General features: G+C 64.3%; 16 protein-coding genes. 15 read left to right on the forward strand and 1 reads right to left on the reverse strand.

Annotated elements, in window-relative coordinates:
• Positions 1–87: 87 nt before the first annotated feature.
• The 7 genes from gap to EJA05_RS22550 all read left to right on the forward strand — a co-directional run bounded on the left by gap (position 88) and on the right by EJA05_RS22550 (position 8,407).
• Positions 88–1,089, forward strand: a complete 1,002-nt coding sequence (gene gap / locus EJA05_RS22520; RefSeq protein WP_125860030.1) for a type I glyceraldehyde-3-phosphate dehydrogenase — start codon at positions 88–90, stop codon at positions 1,087–1,089.
• Between the two features lie 295 nt (positions 1,090–1,384).
• Entirely contained in the window at positions 1,385–1,897 is a 513-nt protein-coding gene (locus EJA05_RS22525; RefSeq protein ID WP_110993252.1) for an RNA polymerase sigma factor, read from the forward strand.
• A 91-nt stretch (positions 1,898–1,988) separates the two neighbouring features.
• Positions 1,989–2,951 carry a FecR family protein gene (locus EJA05_RS22530; RefSeq protein ID WP_125860032.1) on the forward strand — a complete coding sequence of 321 codons (963 nt, stop codon included), beginning with the start codon at positions 1,989–1,991 and terminating at the stop codon, positions 2,949–2,951.
• Between the two features lie 126 nt (positions 2,952–3,077).
• Entirely contained in the window at positions 3,078–5,666 is a 2,589-nt protein-coding gene (locus EJA05_RS22535) for a TonB-dependent receptor (RefSeq protein WP_125860034.1), read from the forward strand.
• 270 nt (positions 5,667–5,936) lie between these two features.
• Entirely contained in the window at positions 5,937–6,539 is a 603-nt protein-coding gene (locus EJA05_RS22540; protein ID WP_125860036.1) for a biliverdin-producing heme oxygenase, read from the forward strand.
• Between the two features lie 49 nt (positions 6,540–6,588).
• Positions 6,589–7,002, forward strand: coding sequence for a YbaN family protein (locus EJA05_RS22545; RefSeq protein WP_125465304.1), 414 nt, complete (start codon positions 6,589–6,591; stop codon positions 7,000–7,002).
• Between the two features lie 58 nt (positions 7,003–7,060).
• On the forward strand, positions 7,061–8,407 hold the full coding sequence (locus tag EJA05_RS22550) for a CoA transferase (RefSeq protein WP_125860038.1): 1,347 nt from the start codon (positions 7,061–7,063) through the stop codon (positions 8,405–8,407).
• 192 nt (positions 8,408–8,599) lie between these two features.
• Here the strand turns inward: EJA05_RS22550 and arcD (EJA05_RS22555) are convergent, their stop codons facing one another.
• Entirely contained in the window at positions 8,600–10,027 is a 1,428-nt protein-coding gene (gene arcD / locus EJA05_RS22555) for an arginine-ornithine antiporter (RefSeq protein ID WP_125860040.1), read from the reverse strand.
• Positions 10,028–10,464: 437 nt separating this feature from the next.
• Here arcD (EJA05_RS22555) and arcD (EJA05_RS22560) point away from each other — a divergent pair, with 437 nt between their 5' ends.
• The 8 genes from arcD (EJA05_RS22560) (at position 10,465) to gcvH (ending at position 19,599) form a co-directional block, all read left to right on the forward strand.
• The gene (gene arcD / locus EJA05_RS22560; RefSeq protein ID WP_125860042.1) at positions 10,465–11,892 is read left to right on the forward strand and encodes an arginine-ornithine antiporter; all 1,428 of its coding nucleotides are present in this window, start codon (positions 10,465–10,467) and stop codon (positions 11,890–11,892) included.
• Positions 11,893–11,925: 33 nt separating this feature from the next.
• Positions 11,926–13,179: an arginine deiminase gene (gene arcA, locus EJA05_RS22565; protein WP_125860044.1), complete on the forward strand. Its 1,254-nt coding sequence runs from the start codon at positions 11,926–11,928 to the stop codon at positions 13,177–13,179.
• A gap of 71 nt (positions 13,180–13,250) precedes the next feature.
• Positions 13,251–14,261 carry an ornithine carbamoyltransferase gene (locus EJA05_RS22570; protein WP_125860046.1) on the forward strand — a complete coding sequence of 337 codons (1,011 nt, stop codon included), beginning with the start codon at positions 13,251–13,253 and terminating at the stop codon, positions 14,259–14,261.
• A gap of 116 nt (positions 14,262–14,377) precedes the next feature.
• The gene (arcC, locus tag EJA05_RS22575; protein ID WP_125465310.1) at positions 14,378–15,307 is read left to right on the forward strand and encodes a carbamate kinase; all 930 of its coding nucleotides are present in this window, start codon (positions 14,378–14,380) and stop codon (positions 15,305–15,307) included.
• Positions 15,308–15,363: 56 nt separating this feature from the next.
• Positions 15,364–15,732, forward strand: coding sequence for a DUF5064 family protein (locus tag EJA05_RS22580; protein ID WP_125860048.1), 369 nt, complete (start codon positions 15,364–15,366; stop codon positions 15,730–15,732).
• A 220-nt stretch (positions 15,733–15,952) separates the two neighbouring features.
• Positions 15,953–17,461: a sigma-54-dependent transcriptional regulator gene (locus EJA05_RS22585; RefSeq protein WP_125465311.1), complete on the forward strand. Its 1,509-nt coding sequence runs from the start codon at positions 15,953–15,955 to the stop codon at positions 17,459–17,461.
• Between the two features lie 163 nt (positions 17,462–17,624).
• Positions 17,625–18,830, forward strand: coding sequence for a sodium/glutamate symporter (gene gltS / locus EJA05_RS22590; protein WP_125465312.1), 1,206 nt, complete (start codon positions 17,625–17,627; stop codon positions 18,828–18,830).
• Between the two features lie 385 nt (positions 18,831–19,215).
• On the forward strand, positions 19,216–19,599 hold the full coding sequence (gene gcvH / locus EJA05_RS22595; protein WP_125465316.1) for a glycine cleavage system protein GcvH: 384 nt from the start codon (positions 19,216–19,218) through the stop codon (positions 19,597–19,599).
• Positions 19,600–19,602: the final 3 nt, after the last annotated feature.

The raw sequence follows: 19,602 nt of genomic DNA on the forward strand, positions 1-19,602 counted from the left end.
GAATAATCTTGTAATTCCAATAACAAAACCGTTTCAGTGAAGCTGCCTTTTTGCCACAGGCTTCACCCGACTGCCAGAGGTAACGCCATGACCCTACGCATCGCCATCAACGGATTCGGCCGCATCGGACGCAATGTCCTGCGCGCACTCTACACGCACGGCTACCGTCAGGACCTGCAGGTCGTCGCCATCAACGACCTGGGCGACAGCGCGATGAACGCCCACCTGCTCAAGTACGACAGCGTTCACGGCCATTTCGATGCTCAGGTCGAGGCCGACCACGAGAGCCTCACCGTCAACGGCGACCGCATTGCCGTCAGCGCCATTCGCAACCCCGCCGAGCTGCCCTGGAAAGCCCTGGCCATCGATGTGGTGTTCGAATGCACCGGGCTGTTCACCGAGCGCGCCAAGGCCGCCGCGCACCTGGCCGCCGGCGCCGGCAAGGTGATCATCAGCGCACCGGCCAAGGGCGCCGACGCCACCGTGGTGTACGGGGTCAACCACGATGTGCTGCGCGCCTCGCACCAGATCATTTCCAATGCCTCGTGCACCACCAACTGCCTGGCACCGGTGGCCCAGGTGCTGCACCGCGAGTTCGGCATCGAGCAGGGGCTGATGACCACCATCCACGCCTACACCAACGACCAGGTGCTCACCGACGTCTGCCACGCCGACCCGTACCGCGCGCGCTCCGCCACCCAGTCGATGATCCCGAGCAAGACCGGCGCCGCCGAGGCGGTGGGCCTGGTGCTGCCAGAGCTGGCCGGCAAGCTCACCGGCATGGCCGTGAGGGTGCCGGTGATCAACGTGTCGCTGGTCGACCTTACGGTCAACCTGCAGCGTGAGACCACCACAGAGGAGGTCAACCAGCTGTTCCTCGAGGCCAGCCGCCATTCGCGAGTGCTGGGCTACAACGCGCTGCCGCTGGTGTCGTGCGACTTCAACCACAACCCACTGTCGTCGATCTTCGACGCCAACCATACCCGCGCCAACGGTCGCATGCTCAAGGTGCTGGCCTGGTACGACAACGAATGGGCGTTCTCCAACCGCATGCTGGACAACTGCCTGGCGCTGTTCAGCGCCAAGTAAGTACTTTGGCGGTGGGCGTGGGAGCAACTGTCTTATGTTGTCAGTGCTGGCCTCATCGCTGGCAAGCCAGCTCCCACAGGTACGATGCTGCCTCAAGTTAGCGCGATCCATGTGGGAGCGGGCTTGCCCGCGATGAGGCCGGAGCGACATGGCACCCATCGCGGGGCAAGCCCGCTCCCACGCCCACCGCCCCACGCGCAAAGCGCAATCTTTACCTGTTCGTGACATTTCAGCGCTTGACCTGCCATATGGATGATAAGCATTATCATTCGCCCCACAGTGGCCAGGTCCCCCCGTGAGTCAATCCCGGTTCAATTCAGTCTTCCTCACCCAGCGCCTCAGCCTGCTGCGCACCTTGCAACGCATGGTCGGCAACCCCAGCACCGCCGAGGACCTGCTGCAGGAAACCTACCTGCGGGTCACCCGTGCCCTGGGCGAGCGGCCGATCGAGCACCTTGAACCCTTCGTGTTCCAGACCGCGCGCAACCTCGCCCTGGACCACCTGCGCGCCCGCCGGGTGCAGGCACGCACCCTGGTCGACGACGTGCCCGAGCAAGTGCTGCACAACGTCGCCGCGCCCGCCGGCAGCAGCGAGGATGCCGCCCACGCCGAGCAACTGCTCAAGCACCTGAGCACGAGCCTCGGCCAGCTGACCGAACGCCAGCAGCGCATTTTCATCCAGAGCCGCCTGCATGGCGCCAGCTACCTGGAAATCGCCGAGCAACTGAACGTCTCGGCCAGCACCGTGCAGAAGGAACTGAAACTGATCATGGCCATCTGCATGGGCGTCGCCGCTCGGCACCAGTGACGCGACCACTCGCCGCGCACCTGCGTAAAGCCCTTGCCATGTGCCGGGCCTGCGCCGATCATGCGCAAAAAAGCCCCCGCAAGGATCCTTCGTGACCGATCAGCCCACCCCTCGCCCGACACCTGCCGAGCCTGATGCCCGCGCCCGTGCCCGCGAGGAGGCGATGGACTGGCTGATCCGCCTGCAGTGCGCCACTGACCAAGACACCCAGGCCTTCGAGCACTGGCTGGGCGCCGAGCCGGAAAACGCCGAAGCCTACGTCGAGGCCGAAGCGCTGTGGAACGGTGCGCCGCTGCGCCAGGCCGCCGAGCAAATGCAGCAACGCCAGCGCCGCTCCCTCGGCGGGCGCCTGCGCAGCCACTGGAAGCCGCTGGCCACTGCCGCCGTGCTGCTGGTCGGGCTGTTCACCTTCGGCAACCTGCCTGTGCGCCTGCAGGCCGACCACCTCACCGTGGTCGGCGAGCGCCAGCGCCTGCAACTGGAGGACGGCGCCAAGGTTCTACTCAACACCAACTCGGCCTTCGCCAGCGATGTGCGCGACGGGCGCCAGGTTGCCAGGTTGCTGCAGGGCGAAGCCTACTTCCAGGTCGCCGGCGGCAGCCAGCCGCCGCTGGAGGTGCAGGCCGGGCCGCTGCGGGCCAACGTGCGCGACACCGACTTCGCCGTGCGCTACCTGGACGGCGAAGCGCAGGTGCGCGTGCAGCGCGGCGACGTCGATCTGCAGGGGGCCCGCGACCAACGCATCCGCCTGAGCGCTGGCGACAGCATCAGTGTCGGCCCCCAGGGCTTCGGCCAGCGCCAGCGCGTCGACCTGAACAAAGAACTGGCCTGGGTCGAAGGCCGCCTGGTATTCGAGAACTGCCCGCTGGGCCAGGTCATCGCCGAAGTGCAGCGCTACTACCCAGGCTGGATCATCAGCCGCAATGCGCAGCTGGAGCAGGTTGCAGTCACCGGCAACTACCGCCTCGACCAGCCCCTGCAAACCCTGCGCGCCCTCGCCCACATCACCTCGGCGCAGCTGCATGAATACCCCGCTGTGGTGATTCTCAACTAAGCCAACAAGTTTTTTTACGCGACCCCTGTAGGCAGCACGTCTCGTTACAGCCAATGCAACTGATTCTCGTTCGATAACGACAACAGTCCACGCCTATAACCCCTCGCGCGACAGGGAGCGCTTTCGATGTCCACAGGTCCAACCCGCCCGTTCACCCCTTCCCGCCGCCACGGGCAGCTGTCCTTGCTGACCCTCGCCCTGCTCGCCAGTGGCGCCGGCAGCCTGCCGGCCCTGGCCGTGGAGCCCGCCCAGGCGAGCAGCCCGCGCATGGGCGACTACCGCTTCGCCATTGCCCAGCAGCCGTTGGTTTCGGCGATCAATGCGTTCAGCCAGGTCACCGGCTGGCAGGTCGGCTTCAACGCCGAGCTGGCCGAAGGCGTGGCCTCGCCAGGGGTGCAGGGCTCGCTGGCCCCGGAAGCGGCGCTGCAGCGCCTGCTGCACGGCACTGGCCTTGCCTATCGCAAGATCGACAACGCCAACGTGGTGCTCGAGCGCCAGGCGGGCAGCGCCATCGCCCTGCAACAGATGACCGTCAGCGCCACCCGTAGCGCCCAGGAAGTCAGCCAGGTGCCCAGCACCGTCAGCGTGCAGACCCGTGAGCAGCTGGACCGGCAGAACGTCAACGACATCAAGGACCTGGTGCGCTACGAGCCAGGCGTGTCGGTCGGCGGCGTTGGCCAGCGCAGCGGCCTGAACGGCTACAACATCCGCGGCATCGACGGTGAGCGCATCCTCACCCAGGTAGACGGCGTGTCGATCCCCGACAGCTTCTTCTACGGCCCCTACGCCCAGACCCAGCGCAACTACGTCGACCCGGAAATCGTCAAGCGCGTCGAGATCCTGCGCGGCCCGGCCTCGGTGTTGTACGGCAGCAACGCCATCGGCGGCGCGGTCAGCTACTTCACCCTCGACCCTGAAGACATCATCAAGCCCGGCAAGGATGTCGGCGCGCGCCTGAAGACCGGCTACAGCTCCGCCGACGAGAGCTGGCTGACGTCCGCCACCGTCGCAGGCCGCCACGCCGACTTCGACGGCCTGCTGCACCTGAGCCAGCGCAACGGCCACGAGACCGAGTCCTACGGCGAACACGGCGGCAGCGGCCTGGCCCGCACCGAAGCCAACCCCGAGGACGTGCGCACCACCAACGTGCTGGCCAAACTGGGCTGGAACTACGCCGACGACGCCCGCCTGGGCCTGACCTACGAGCACTACAAGGACGACCGCGACCAGAACATCCTGAGCTCCGTGGGCGGGCCGTTCATTCCCGGTTTCGGCGCCTCGAACTCGTACCGCATGCGCCAGGGCAACGACACCGCCACCCGTGAACGCTTCGGCATCAATCATGAATTCGGCCTCGACAGCCTGGTCGCCGACCACGTGAAGTGGAGCCTCAACTACCAGATCGCCAAGACTGACCAGCGCACCGACGAGCTGTACTTCGCCGCCGGCCGCCAGGTGTTCCGAGACCGCCAGACCACCTACAAGGACCGCCAGTGGGTCGTTGACGCCCAGCTGGACAAAGCCTTCAGCATTGGCACCACCGAGCACCTGCTGACCTATGGCACCACCCTCAAGCACGAGAAGATCAGCGGCATCCGCCAGGGCGTCGGCACCTGCCTGAACGTCGGCGGTTCCTGCACAGCCGTCGGCCAGAACAGCGCCCGTGATGGCCAGGTACCGGTCAGCGACTTCCCCGATCCGACCGTGAACACCTACAGCCTGTTCGCCCAGGACGAGATCCGCTGGAACAACTGGACCTTCCTGCCGGGTGCCCGCTACGACTACACCCGCATGGAGCCCAAGTTCACCGACGAATTCCTGCGCGGCGTGCAGAGCACCAGCGTGACCGGTGCCGCCAATGCCGACGACTCGGCCAAGAAGTGGCACCGCGTATCGCCCAAGCTGGGGGTCACCTACGCCTTCAACGACAACTACACCTGGTACGGCCAGTACGCCGAGGGCTTCCGCACGCCGACCGCCAAGGCCATGTACGGCCGCTTCGACAACCCGGGCCTGGGTTACAGCGTGCAGCCCAACCCTGACCTGGAGCCGGAAAAGAGCAAGAGCTACGAGACCGGCCTGCGCGGCAACTTCGACGCCGGCAACTTCGACGTGGCGGTGTTCTATAACAAGTACCGCGACTTCATCAACGAAGACGCCATCCTGTCGTCCAACCTGGGCGCCAGGTTCCAGGCCAACAACATCAAGCACGCCACCATCCGCGGCGCCGAGTTCAAGGGCCGCCTGAACCTCGACCACTTCGGTGCCGCGCAAGGCCTGTACACCCAGGGCTCGGTGGCCTATGCCCGTGGCCGCAACGACGACAACGGCCAGCCGCTGAACAGCGTCAACCCGCTCACCGCCGTGCTCGGCCTGGGCTACGAGCAGCAGAACTACGGTGGCTTGCTCAGCTGGACCCTGGTCAAGCAGAAGGATCGCGTCGACGACACCACCTTCTTCGCCCCCGACGGCACCAGCAAACAGTTCCGCAGCCCCGGCTACGGCGTGCTGGACCTGACCGGCTTCTACAAGGTGAGCGAGGACGTCACCGTCAACGCTGGCCTGTACAACCTCACCGACAAGAAGTACTGGCAGTGGGATGACGTGCGCGGCTACGACTCGATCGGCGAAGCCAGCGTGACTCAGCCGGCCAACCTCGACCGCCTGACCATGCCGGGGCGCAACTTCGCCATCAATGTGGTGTGGGATATCTGATCTGAAATCGGTGCAGCCCCTATCGCCGGCAAGCCGGCTCCCACAGACAAAGCGCCAAGCCTGAGGCGGGCGCTCACCTGCGGGAGCCACTGCCTTGCTCGCCATTCAAACAACTGCGCTATCACTGTGGGAGCCGGCTTGCCGGCGATAGGGGCAACGCCAATGCTGCGTCCGACGAATGATTCAACTTCCCAGATGAGGTTTTTTTACTGTCGTGCGTCATCTGTTTCGTCTTAACACTAGACAACCCATTTCCCAAGGATGCCCCCGATGTCCACCTCCTCCGAGCGCGCCGCCCTGCGCTCCCAGCGCCTGAACCAGGTCACCCACGCCCCGCACACCGAGCTGGACGCCCTGGTCAAGTCGCACAAGCCGTTCGACAGCCGCGAGAGCTTCGCTCGCTTCGTGGTCGCCCAGTACCTGTTCCAGTCGGAGCTGCAGGCCCTGTACAACGACCCGCAATTGATCGCCATCGTCCCCGACCTGGCGGCGCGCTGCCGCGCCGAACAGGCTCGCCTGGACCTTGCCGACCTCGACACCGAAGTGCCGGCACCCTTCGCCGGCGCCCTGCAGAACCCGAGCCTGGGTGAAGCGCTGGGCTGGATCTTCGTCTCCGAAGGCTCCAAACTGGGCGCCGCATTCCTGATCAAGCGCGCCGTGGCGCTGGAACTGTCCGACAACTTCGGTGCCCGCCACCTGGGCGAACCGGAAGGCGGCCGCGCCGAAGGCTGGAAGCAGTTCACCCGCATTCTCGACAGCCAGGCCCTGTCGCCCGAGGAAGACGCCGCCGCCGAACGTGGCGCGGTCGCCGCCTTCGAGCGCTTCACCGAGCTGCTCAAGCATGCCTACGCCACCGACGCCGCGCTGGCCTGACACGCTTCACCCGGCCGCCTGCGGGCGGCCGCACCGCTGTAGTGAGACCATGACCCGACTCGCCCGCTCCAAAGTGTCCCGGCTGCTCTACGCGATCCTGGCTTATGTCAGCTTAGGGATCGGCCTGGTTGCCATCGTCATCCCCGGCCTGCCCACCACCGAGTTCATCCTGCTCGCCGCCTGGGCCGCCACCCGCAGTTCGCCGCGGCTGTCCGCCTGGCTGGAGAACCACCGGTTGTTCGGGCCGATCCTGTACAACTGGCGCAATGGCCGGGTGATCCAGCGCCGCGCCAAGGTCAGCGCGACCCTGAGCATGCTGCTGTGCGCGGGGCTGATGCTGACCTTTCTTGCGCACCACTGGCCGGTCTACCTGGCCATCGCCGGCATGACCCTGGGCAACCTGTGGATCTGGTCGCGCCCGGAGCGGCCGACCACGCCGAGTTGCGCCGAACCGCAACGCTGAGGGGTTTGCACTGTAGTGGCGGATGTACTGCAATAGGGCCCAGCAAGGAGGACCCTGCATGCAGCCGTTGCTCGACACCATCGCCCAGTCCCTGAGCCTCGACCCCGCCGCCGTGCGCTGGCAAGGGGTCGGCGCACTGCCCTCGACGTTCGCCGTGAGCGAACTGGCCACCGCCAGTATTGCCGCCTGCGGCCTGGCTCTGGCCAAACTGCTGGAAAGCCAGGCGGGCGCTTGCCCAGCGGTGCGGATCGACCGTCGCCTGGCCTCATTCTGGTTCAACACCAGCCTGCGCCCTCACCGCTGGCAACTGCCGCCATTGTGGGACGCCATCGCTGGCGACTACCCAACCGGCGACGGCTGGATCCGTCTGCACACCAATGCCCCGCACCATCGTGCCGCTGCCTTGCAGGTGCTCGGCACCCACGCCGAACGCGCCAGCGTCGCCCGCGAGGTGGCCAGATGGCAGGGCGATGCCCTTGAAGCCGCTGTGGTCGCAGCCGGTGGCTGCGCGGCGCGCATGCGCAGTTGGCCGCAATGGTGCGCCCATCCACAGGGCCAGGCGGTCAACCGGCAACCGCTGATCCTGCGCCAGGCCTTCGCCGGGCCGGCACAGGCCTGGCAGGGCAACACCGCCAGGCCGTTGGCCGGCGTGAAGGTGCTCGACCTCACCCGCATCATCGCCGGCCCCGTGGCCACCCGCTTGCTGGCCGCGTTCGGCGCCGAGGTGCTGCGCCTAGACCCACCCGGCTGGGACGAGCCTTCCCTAGCGGCGGAAGTCACCCTGGGCAAGCGCTGCGCGCGCTTGGACTTGCGGGCACAGGCTGATCGCCAGGTATTCGAACGCCTGCTGAGCGAGGCCGATATCCTGGTCCACGGTTACCGCGCCGATGCGCTCGAACGGCTGGGTATGGGTGCCGAACGTCGCCGCCAGCTCAACCCCGGCCTCATCGATGTGGGCCTGAACGCCTATGGCTGGGGTGGCCCCTGGCAGGACCGCCGCGGCTTCGACAGCCTGGTACAGATGAGCGCCGGCATCGCCCACGAAGGCATGCGCTGGCAGCAAGCGGATCGGCCTGTGCCGCTGCCAGTGCAGGCGCTGGACCATGCCACCGGCTACCTGATGGCGGCGGAGGCGATCCGCGCGCTGACCGAGCGTTTACGCAGCGGCCAGGGGTGCCAGGCGCGGCTGTCGCTGGCGCGTACCGCGGCATTGCTGGTGGAACGCGGAACGGTGGAAGAAGACCTGCCGCTGGCGGCGGAAACGGCTGCGGACCTCGAGCCGTACATCGAGCACACCCCATGGGGTGCGGCGCAACGGATCAAAGGGCCGCTGCAGGTGGGCACGGCGGTGATGGCATGGGCACGAGGGAGTTGCGAGCTGGGTTCGGCCACTGCTCAGTGGTGACCACTCAACACGCATCTTGTACCGCTCAACGCGCATTCTCTGTGTAAGAGCAACTGTCTTGCTCAACTGCTAAAGCCAGCGCGATCCCTGTGGGAGCGGGCTTGCCCAGCGAACACGGGCGAAGCCCGTGCCACCCTGCACAGCCCTTTCGCGGCGCAAGGCCGCTCCTACAGAAGGCGCGTCATGCGCGGTTCACAGACTCAACAGCCCCGAATACAACGCATACGCCGCCAGCCCCGCGCCTGCCAGCACCCCCGCGAAGATCAGCTTTTCCCACGGGGTGAACAGCGCCTGCCCCTGCTCGTGCCTGGCCCGGGCGAACAGGATCACCCCCGGCGCGTACAGCAGCGCTGACAGCAGCACATACTTGAGCCCACCGGCATACAGCAGCCAGACCGCGTACAGCAAGGCGATCAGCGCCACCAGCAGGTCATTGCGGCGCACGCTGGGCTGGCCTTGATAGCTGTCGCCACGCAACGCCAGCAACACCGCATAGGCCGCCGACCAGAAGTACGGCACCAGGATCATCGATGACGCCAGGTAGATCAGGCTGGTGTAGGTCCCCGCCGAGAACAGCGTGATCAACAGGAAACCCTGAATCATCACGTTGGTCAGCCACAGCGCATTGGCCGGCACGTGGTTGGCGTTTTCCCGGGCAAGGAAGCGCGGCATGGTCTTGTCGCGGGCGGTGGCGAACAGGATCTCGGCGCACAGCAGCGCCCAGGACAACAACGCGCCCAGCAGCGACACCGCCAGCCCGATGCTGATCAACAGCGCGCCCCACGGCCCGACGATGTGTTCCAGCACCGAGGCCAGCGACGGGTTCTGCAGCCCGGCCAGTTCCGGCTGGGTCATCACCCCCAGCGACAGCACGTTGACCAGCACCAGCAGCGCCAGCACCCCGAGAAAGCCCACCACCGTGGCCTTGCCCACATCAGATCGGCGCTCGGCACGGCCGGAATACACGCTGGCACCCTCGATACCGATGAACACGAACACCGTCACCAGCATCATGTTGCGCACCTGTTCCAGCACGCTGCCGAACTTGGGGTTGCTCAAGCCCCAGATGTCGCGAGTGAAGATATCGGCACGGAAAGCGAACGCGGCAATCACGATGAACATCAGCAGCGGCACCACCTTCGCCACGGTGGTCACCTGGTTGATGAACGCCGCCTCCTTGATGCCGCGCAGCACCAAAAAATGCACCGCCCACAGCAGCAGCGAGGCGCAACCGATGGCCAGCGGCGTATTGCCTTCACCGAACGCCGGGAAATAGAAACCCAGGGTGCTGAACAGCAACACGAAGTAGCCGACGTTGCCCAGCCAGGCGCTTATCCAGTAGCCCCAGGCGGACGAAAAACCCATGTAGTTGCCGAAGCCGGCCTTGGCGTAGGCGTACACCCCCGAGTCCAGTTCCGGCTTGCGGTTGGCCAGGGTCTGGAACACGAAGGCCAGCGCCAGCATGCCTACTGCGGTGATGCTCCAGCCGATCAGCACGGCGCCGACGTCGGCGCGCGCCGCCATGTTCTGTGGCAGCGAGAAGATCCCCCCGCCAATCATCGAGCCGACCACCAACGCGATCAGGGCGCCTAGGCGCAGCTTCTGTCCCGGTTCGCTCATGGCGCTTCTCCCCTCTGCCCCGTGCGGCGCATGAAATTTCGATCTAACGCATATAAATGTTACAGCATATTTATATTAATGCAGGACATTAAAGCTAGTTCACTCATAACTCCTTTGTCTAACTAAAAGCGCACGACGCGCAGAGTTTTAACGGACTTTCTCGCGCATGGCGCATTGCCACCACTCAATCATGTGAAAAATTTGCGAAATATCCAGAAACGGCTAGCTTCATAGCGCAGGCAAAACGGAGCGTTTGCTCTAGATGGACACGGAGGTGCCAGTGCACAAGGCTTGCAGCAGAGCTGTCGGCATCCTCCAGGAGGTACATGAAGGGTCTTTTTAACCCTTCATGTCGGCATGAACTGATCTAAATCAGCTAATGACCCAGGCGTCAGATTTATTCTGAAGTCAACTTTCTCCTGGTACGGAGTCGTTAAATGTCTGATTCTCCCGCAAAACTAAAGTTAGGTGCACTTGTTGCACTTGTCGTCGGCTCGATGATTGGTGGCGGGATCTTCTCGCTGCCGCAAAACATGGCCGCCAGCGCCGGCGTAGGGGCCGTGCTGATCGGCTGGGCCATCACCGCGGTGGGCATGCTCACCCTCGCCTTTGTGTTCCAGACCCTGGCCAACCGCAAACCTGACCTCGACGGCGGCGTATACGCCTACGCCAAGGCAGGCTTCGGCGATTACATGGGCTTTTCGTCCGCCTGGGGCTACTGGATCAGCGCCTGGCTGGGCAACGTCGGCTACTTCGTGCTGCTGTTCAGCACCCTGGGGTATTTCTTCCCGATCTTCGGCGAAGGCAATACACCGGCGGCGGTGATCGGTGCCTCGATCCTGCTGTGGGCCGTGCACTTCCTGGTGCTGCGCGGCATCAAGGAAGCGGCGTTCATCAACCTGGTCACCACCGTGGCCAAGGTCGTGCCGCTGGCGCTGTTCGCGTTGATCTGCCTGTTCGCCTTCCGGCTCGACATCTTCACCGCTGATATCTGGGCCGTCGGTACGCCGGAGCTGGGCAGCGTGATGAACCAGGTGCGCAACATGATGCTGGTCACCGTGTGGGTGTTCATCGGCATCGAGGGCGCGAGCATCTTCTCCTCCCGCGCCGAAAAACGCTCCGACGTGGGCAAGGCCACGGTCATCGGTTTCGTCACCGTGCTGCTGTTCCTGGTGCTGGTCAACGTACTGTCGCTGGGGGTGATGACCCAGCCGGAACTGGCCAAGCTGCAGAACCCGTCCATGGCCGCCGTGCTTGAACATGTGGTCGGCCACTGGGGGGCGGTGCTGATCAGCGTCGGCCTGATCATCTCGCTGCTGGGGGCGCTGCTGTCGTGGGTGCTGCTGTGCGCCGAGATCATGTTCGCCGCCGCCAAGGACCACACCATGCCGGAGTTCCTGCGCCGCGAGAACGCCAACCAGGTGCCGGCCAACGCCCTGTGGCTGACCAACGCCATGGTGCAGATCTTCCTGGTGATCACGCTGTTCTCCAACAGCACCTACCTGTCGCTGATCTACCTCGCCACCTCGATGATCCTGGTGCCCTACCTGTGGTCGGCGGCCTACGCCTTCCTGCTGGCCTGGCGCAGCGAGACCTACGAGCAGGCCCTGGCCGAACGCAAGAAAGACCTGATCATCGGCGGCATCGCCCTGGTCTACGCGATCTGGCTGCTGTACGCCGGCGGCGTGAAGTACCTGCTGCTCTCGGCCCTGCTGTACGCCCCTGGCGCCATCCTGTTCGCCAAGGCCAAGCGCGAAGTGGGCCAGCCGATCTTCACCAGCATCGAAAAACTGATTTTCGCCGCCGTGGTGGTGGGCGCCCTGGTGGCGGCCTACGGCTTGTACGACGGCTTCCTGACCCTTTGAACACCTGTCTTCGCTTTACTGGAGGAATGAACCATGTCCACTGAAAAACAGAAATACGGCGTCCACTCCGAAGCCGGCAAACTGCGCAAAGTGATGGTTTGCTCGCCAGGCCTGGCGCACAAGCGCCTGACCCCGAGCAACTGCGACGAACTGCTGTTCGACGACGTGATCTGGGTTGACCAGGCCAAACGCGACCACTTCGACTTCGTCACCAAGATGCGCGAGCGCGGCGTCGATGTGCTGGAAATGCACAACCTGCTGACCGACATCGTCCAGCAACCCGATGCGCTGAAGTGGATTCTCGACCGCAAGATCACCTCCGACTCTGTCGGCGTCGGCCTCACCAACGAAGTGCGCAGCTGGCTCGAAGGCCTGGAGCCGCGCAAGCTGGCCGAGTTCCTGATCGGCGGCGTGGCCGGTGAAGACCTGCCTGACAGCGAAGGCGCCAGCGTGATCAAGATGTACCGCGACTACCTGGGCCACTCCAGCTTCCTGCTCGACCCGCTGCCCAACACCCAGTTCACCCGCGACACCACCTGCTGGATCTACGGCGGCGTGACGCTCAACCCGATGTACTGGCCGGCGCGACGCCAGGAAACCCTGCTGACCACCGCCATCTACAAATTCCACAAGGAATTCACCGGCGCCGACTTCCAGGTCTGGTACGGCGACCCTGACAAGGACCATGGCAAGGCCACCCTCGAAGGCGGCGACGTGATGCCGATCGGCAATGGCATCGTGCTGATCGGCATGGGCGAGCGCACCTCGCGCCAGGCCATCGGCCAGCTGGCGCAGAACCTGTTCGCCAAGGGCGCGGTGGAAAAAGTCATCGTCGCCGGGCTGCCCAAGTCCCGCGCCGCGATGCACCTGGACACCGTGTTCAGCTTCTGCGACCGCGACCTGGTCACGGTCTTCCCGGAAGTGGTCAAGGAGATCGTGCCGTTCATCATTCGCCCGGACGAAAGCAAGCCTTACGGCATGGACGTGCGCCGCGAGAACAAGTCGTTCATTGAGGTGGTCGGCGAACAGCTGGGGGTCAAGCTGCGCGTGGTCGAAACCGGCGGCAACAGCTTCGCCGCCGAGCGCGAACAGTGGGATGACGGCAACAACGTGGTGGCCATCGAGCCCGGCGTGGTCATCGGCTACGACCGCAACACCTACACCAACACCCTGTTGCGCAAGGCCGGCATCGAAGTCATCACCATCAGCGCCGGCGAACTGGGCCGGGGCCGCGGCGGCGGCCACTGCATGACCTGCCCGATCGTCCGCGACCCTATCGACTACTAACGCCCATTGCACCCGGCCGCTTCCAACAGACAGCGGCCGGGCATACCTCACCGAATCCAAGGAGAACCGTCATGGCGTTCAACATCCATAACCGTAACCTGCTCAGCCTCGAGCACCACACCACCCGCGAACTGCGCTACCTGCTGGACCTGTCCCGCGACCTCAAGCGCGCCAAGTACACCGGCACCGAGCAGCAGCACCTGAAGGGCAACAACATCGCCCTGATCTTCGAGAAGACCTCGACCCGCACCCGCTGCGCCTTCGAAGTCGCCGCCTACGACCAGGGCGCCAATGTCACCTACATCGATCCCAATTCCTCGCAGATCGGCCACAAGGAAAGCATGAAGGACACCGCCCGCGTGCTCGGGCGCATGTACGACGCCATCGAGTACCGTGGCTTCAAGCAGGAGATCGTCGAAGAGCTGGCCAAGTTCGCCGGCGTGCCGGTGTTCAACGGCCTGACCGACGAATACCACCCGACCCAGATGATCGCCGACGTACTGACCATGCGTGAGAACAGCGACAAGCCGCTGCACGACATCAGCTACGCCTACCTGGGCGACGCCCGCAACAACATGGGCAACTCGCTGCTGCTGATCGGCGCCAAGCTCGGCATGGACGTGCGCATCGCCGCGCCGAAGGCGCTGTGGCCCCATGACGATCTGGTCGAGCGTTGCAAGAAGTACGCAGAAGAAAGCGGTGCGCGCATCACCCTCACCGAAGACCCGAAAGCCGCGGTCAAAGGCGTGGACTTCGTTCACACCGACGTCTGGGTATCGATGGGCGAGCCGGTCGAAGCCTGGGGCGAACGCATCCAGCAACTGCTGCCCTACCAGGTGAACAAGGAGCTGATGAAGGCCACCGGCAACCCACGCACCAAGTTCATGCACTGCCTGCCGGCATTCCACAACTCCGAAACCAAGGTCGGCAAGCAGATCGCCGAGCAGTACCCGCATCTGGCCAACGGCATCGAAGTGACCGATGACGTGTTCGAATCGCCGGCGTGCATCGCCTTCGAGCAGGCGGAAAACCGCATGCACACGATCAAGGCGATCCTGGTTTCGACTCTGGCTGATCTCTGAACAGTAGCTGCAAGCTACAAGCGGCAAGCTACAAGAAGAAGCGAGACCGCGTGCGATCCGCTTTTTCTCGTAGCTTGTAGCTTGAGGCTTGCAGCTCCAACCAAAGGACATTCCCCATGCGTATCGTTGTTGCATTGGGCGGCAACGCCCTGCTGCGCCGTGGCGAGCCAATGACCGCTGACAACCAGCGCGCCAATATCCGCACCGCCACCGAACAGATCGCCAAGATCCACCCCGGCAACGAACTGGTCATCGCCCACGGCAACGGCCCGCAGGTCGGCCTGCTGTCGCTGCAGGGCCTGTCGTACAAGCCGGATGAAGCCTACCCGCTGGATGTGCTCGGCGCCGAGACCGAAGGCATGATCGGCTACATGATCGAACAGGAGCTGGGCAACCTGCTGGCCTTCGAGGTGCCATTCGCCACCCTGCTCACCCAGGTTGAAGTGGACGCCAAGGACCCGGCCTTCAAGGACCCGACCAAGTTCATCGGCCCTGTGTATGCCAAGGAAGAAGCCGAGCGCCTGGCCAAGGAGAAAGGCTGGGTGGTCAAGCCCGACGGCGACAAGTACCGCCGCGTGGTGGCCAGCCCCAAACCCAAGCGCATCTTCGAGATCCGCCCGATCAAGTGGCTGCTGGAAAAGAGCAGCATCGTGATCTGCGCCGGTGGCGGCGGCATCCCCACCATGTACGACGAAAACCGCAAGCTCAAGGGCGTCGAGGCGGTGATCGACAAGGACCTGTGCTCGGCACTGTTGGCCGAGCAATTGGAAGCCGACCTTCTGATCATCGCCACCGACGTCGATGCGGCCTACATTGACTACGGCAAGCCGACCCAGAAAGCGATTGCCCAGGCCCACCCCGACGAGCTCGAAAAGCTGGGCTTCGCCGCCGGTTCCATGGGGCCCAAGGTGCAGGCTGCCTGCGATTTCGCCCGGCATACCGGCAAGGTCGCGGTGATCAGCTCGCTGGAAAACATCGAGGACATCGTCAAAGGCACCGCCGGCACACGGGTTTCCACCGCCAAGCCGGGTATCAGCTACCGTTGAATGCAGTTGGCGGGCGCCCGGCGCCCGCCGTTTTCAACCTTCCGGAGGATTCCACCATGGCCCAGTACCAACCCGGTCACGTTCATATCGAGCGCACCGCGCTGAACACCAACGACCACAGCTACGACCTGAACATCGAGTACGAGGCCACGTCGGACCCCAGGGAAGGCCGCGGCATCCAGTTCCGTATGCATGGCAGCATCGAGGGTAAGAATGTCGACGAGAAGTTCTTCCTGGCCAAGGACCAGGTGCTACCGAGCTTTCTGATGCAGTTGAGCCGCAAGGCCCAGTCTTACCTGCCGGCGCCGAAGAAGTTCGAGAACCTCGGCTCGCCGCACAAGCTCTACGACTACATGTTCGAGGACATCCGGCAGAAGCTTGATGTGAAGTCCGGCGACCCGATCAAGCCTGAACACCTGGAATAGTCGAATTCATCGCGGGGCAAGCCCGCTCCCACAGGGACTGCACCACCCTCCGGGGCAGCGCTGTAATTGTGGGAGCTGGTTTACCAGCGATGAGGCCCGTACAAGCAACACCGGACAGATGCTCACATGTTGCCACCGTGGGAGCGGGCTTGCCCCGCGATAGGCTTCATACGATCACCAAGGCATACTGTCGCCCTCCCCGGCCATAACCGCCTACCCCATGCGCATCCACGTCAGCTTCATCGACCGCGTCGGCATCACCCAGGAAGTCCTGGCCCTGCTTGGTGCCCGCAACCTCAACCTCGATGCCGTGGAGATGGTCCCACCGAACGTCTACATCGACGCCCCGACCCTCAGCCCCGCCGTGCTCGAAGAGCTGCACGACGCCCTGTTCGAGGTGCGTGGCGTGCAGTCGGTGGAAGTGGTCGACATCCTCCCCGGCCAACGCCGCCACCTGCAGCTCGACGCCCTGCTCGCCGCCATGAGCGACCCGGTGCTGGCGGTGGACAGCGCCGGCAAAGTGCTGCTGGCCAACCCGGCGCTGATCGCCTTGTGCGGGCGTGAGTCTGCCGGGCGTTCATTGGCCGAGCTGTTCGGCGACCCCGACCTGCTCCAGGTCCTGCTGGACAACAATTTCCACCTGCCCATGCGCGAGATGCAGCTCAATGGCCAGAGCCTGCTGCTCGACGCCACGCCGATCACCAATGCCGGCGGGCTGCTCACCCTGTACCCGCCCAACCGCATGGGCGAACGGCTGTCGGCGCTGCACCACGATCACGCCGAAGGCTTCGACGCCATGCTCGGCGACTCGCCGGCCATTCGCACCCTCAAGGCCCGCGCCCTGCGCGTGGCGGCCCTCGACGCACCCTTGCTGGTGCACGGCGAAACCGGCACCGGCAAAGAGCTGGTGGCCCGCGCCTGCCATGCCATCAGCAGCCGCCATGCCGCGCCCTTCCTGGCCCTCAACTGCGCCGCCCTGCCCGAGAGCCTGGCCGAGAGCGAGCTGTTCGGCTACGCCCCGGGCGCCTTCACCGGCGCCCAGCGCGGCGGCAAGCCGGGGCTGATGGAGCTGGCCAACCAGGGCACGGTGTTCCTCGACGAGATCGGCGAGATGTCGCCCTACCTGCAGGCCAAGCTTCTGCGCTTCCTCAGCGATGGCAGCTTCCGCCGGGTCGGTGGCGACCGCGAAGTGAAGGTGGACGTGCGCATCATCAGCGCCACCCACCGCAACCTTGAGCAGATGGTCAGCGAAGGTAGCTTCCGCGAAGACCTGTTCTATCGCCTCAACGTACTCAACCTGCAAGTGCCGCCACTGCGCGAGCGCGGCCAGGACATCCTGCTGCTGGCGCACTACTTCATGCAGCAGGCCTGCACCCAGATCCAGCGGCCACAGTGCCGACTGGCGCCTGCCACCCATGCGGCGCTGCTGGCCAACCCCTGGCCGGGCAATGTGCGCCAGCTGCAGAACGTGATCTTCCGCGCTGCGGCCATCTGCGAAAGCAACGTGGTGGATATCGGCGACCTGGACATCGCCGGCACCTCGGTGGCGCGCGGGCAGGACGGCGAAGTGGCGAGCCTGGACCAGGCCGTCGGCGACTTCGAGCGCGAGCTGTTGCAGCGGCTGTATGCCAGCTATCCGTCGACCCGGCAGTTGGCCGGGCGGCTGCAGACCTCGCACACCGCCATTGCCCAGCGCCTGCGCAAGTACGGCATTCCCGGCAAGGCCTGAGCGTCGCCATCGAGCTCGACGACTCATCAGAAAATAGCAAAGGCAATCTCAGAATTACCCTACCCGCACACCCCAAACTTCCTAAACGCTGCCGCGTACCATACCGGGCTCTGTTCATGGGGCATGCGGTTTTCGCCCCGGTTTTTAAGGAAGAGTACGCTGAATGCTTGAGCTCGATTTCTATGGAACGCTGGTGGCCGCTTCGCTGGTCCTTCTGCTGGGACGCGGCCTGGTCAAACGGGTCGGTTTCCTGCGCACCTACAACATTCCCGAACCGGTAGCCGGCGGCCTGGTGGTCGCCCTGCTGCTGTTGGCGCTACGCGGCCTTGATGTCCGGGTCCAGTTCGACACCTCGTTGCAAACACCGCTGATGCTGGCGTTCTTCGCCACCATCGGCTTGAACGCAGACATAGCCAGCCTGAAGAAGGGCGGGCGCGTCGTCGGCGTATTCCTGCTGGCAGTCGCCGGGCTGCTGGTCGTGCAGAACGCCCTGGGCATCGGACTGGCCAAGGCCTTGGGGCTCGACCCGCTGATGGGCCTGCTGTCCGGCTCCATTTCCTTGTCCGGCGGCCATGGCACCAGTGCCGCGTGGGGCGCGACCTTCAGTGAGAAGTTCGGCCTGGCCTCGGCCACGGAACTTGGCATGGCCTCGGCAACGTTCGGCCTGGTGCTGGGGGGCCTGATCGGTGGCCCCGTCGCGCGTCTGCTGATTGCCGGGGTCAAGACGCCTGGCTTCGAACAGCAACCTCCCCGACTGCCCAAGGGCTTCGAACAGCCCGACAAGGAGCGCTTGATCACGCCCTTTTCCCTCATCGAAACCATTGCCCTCATCGCCATCAGCCTGCTGGCCGGTACCCAGCTTAATGGTGCGCTGCATGACACCGCCTTCGAGTTGCCGACCTTCGTGTGCGTGCTGTTCGTCGGCGTGACCCTGCGCAACGGCTTGTCAATGCTGGGCGTGTACCAGGTGTTCGAACGGGAGGTTTCAGTGCTGGGCAATGTCAGCTTGTCGCTATTCCTGGCGATTGCACTGATGTCGCTCAAGCTGTGGGACCTCGCCGCCCTGGCCTTGCCCTTCCTCGTCCTGTTGGCCGCGCAGACGCTGGTCATGGCGCTGTTCGCGATTTTCGTGACCTTCCGCATCATGGGCCGCAACTACGATGCGGCAGTGCTGGCGGCCGGCCATTGCGGCTTCGGCCTCGGCGCCACGCCGACGGCCATCGCCAACATGCAGGCGATCACCCAACGCTACGGGCCTTCGCAACTGGCCTTCCTGGCAGTGCCGATGGTGGGCGCGTTCTTCATCGACATCATCAATGTCATCGTGATCAAGCTGTACCTTGCCTTGCCCTTGTTCAGCATCGGCTGATCAGCTGAGCGCCCGCCTGTTCCCCTCGCCTACAGCTACGGGAATCGCCGCTGCGTATTGCGCTCCACCCACATCTGCTCGTTCCCCCAGAAGGCAGCGCTTAGGCGCCGCCTTCTTTTCATGTAACGAAAAAAGTACATCGTATCGAAATCAATACACACCCATTCGAGTGCGCCTGCACAAGGGTTTGATCCTCAAGTGCTTTTGAATCCAGTTGGCCGTGTATCGATTTCATTCCACGCGCATGACAAAACTCTTACTAAAAATATTTAAGTCATTGATTTAACTGGCTTTATTCATACTGGCCGCATTATTGCTAAGGGAATTCCAACCTTAAGAGCGCGGGTCTACCGCGCCAACGCCCCCTGCTTCCCGAGGAATTCCCATGAGCGAGTTGCGTTTCACCGAAGATCACGAATGGCTGCGCGTCGAAGCCGACGGCAGCGTCACCGTGGGCATCACCGCCTACGCCCAGAACGCCCTTGGCGATGTGGTCTACGTGCAACTGCCGGAACTGCAGCAGTACGACAAAGGCGCCGAAGCCTCCACCGTGGAGTCGGTCAAGGCCGCCAGCGGCGTGTACATGCCCCTGAGCGGTGAAGTGGTCGCGGTCAACGACGGCCTCAACGATCAACCCGAGCTGGTCAACGAAGACCCGCTGGGCGAAGGCTGGTTCTTCCGCTTCATCCCCGCCGACATGACCGAAGTGGCCGCCCTGCTCGACCAGGACGCCTACGACCGCCTGCTCAAAGCCAACGACGACGCCTGAGGA

Source organism: Pseudomonas oryziphila, assembly GCF_003940825.1.
GTDB classification, from domain to species: domain Bacteria; phylum Pseudomonadota; class Gammaproteobacteria; order Pseudomonadales; family Pseudomonadaceae; genus Aquipseudomonas; species Aquipseudomonas sichuanensis.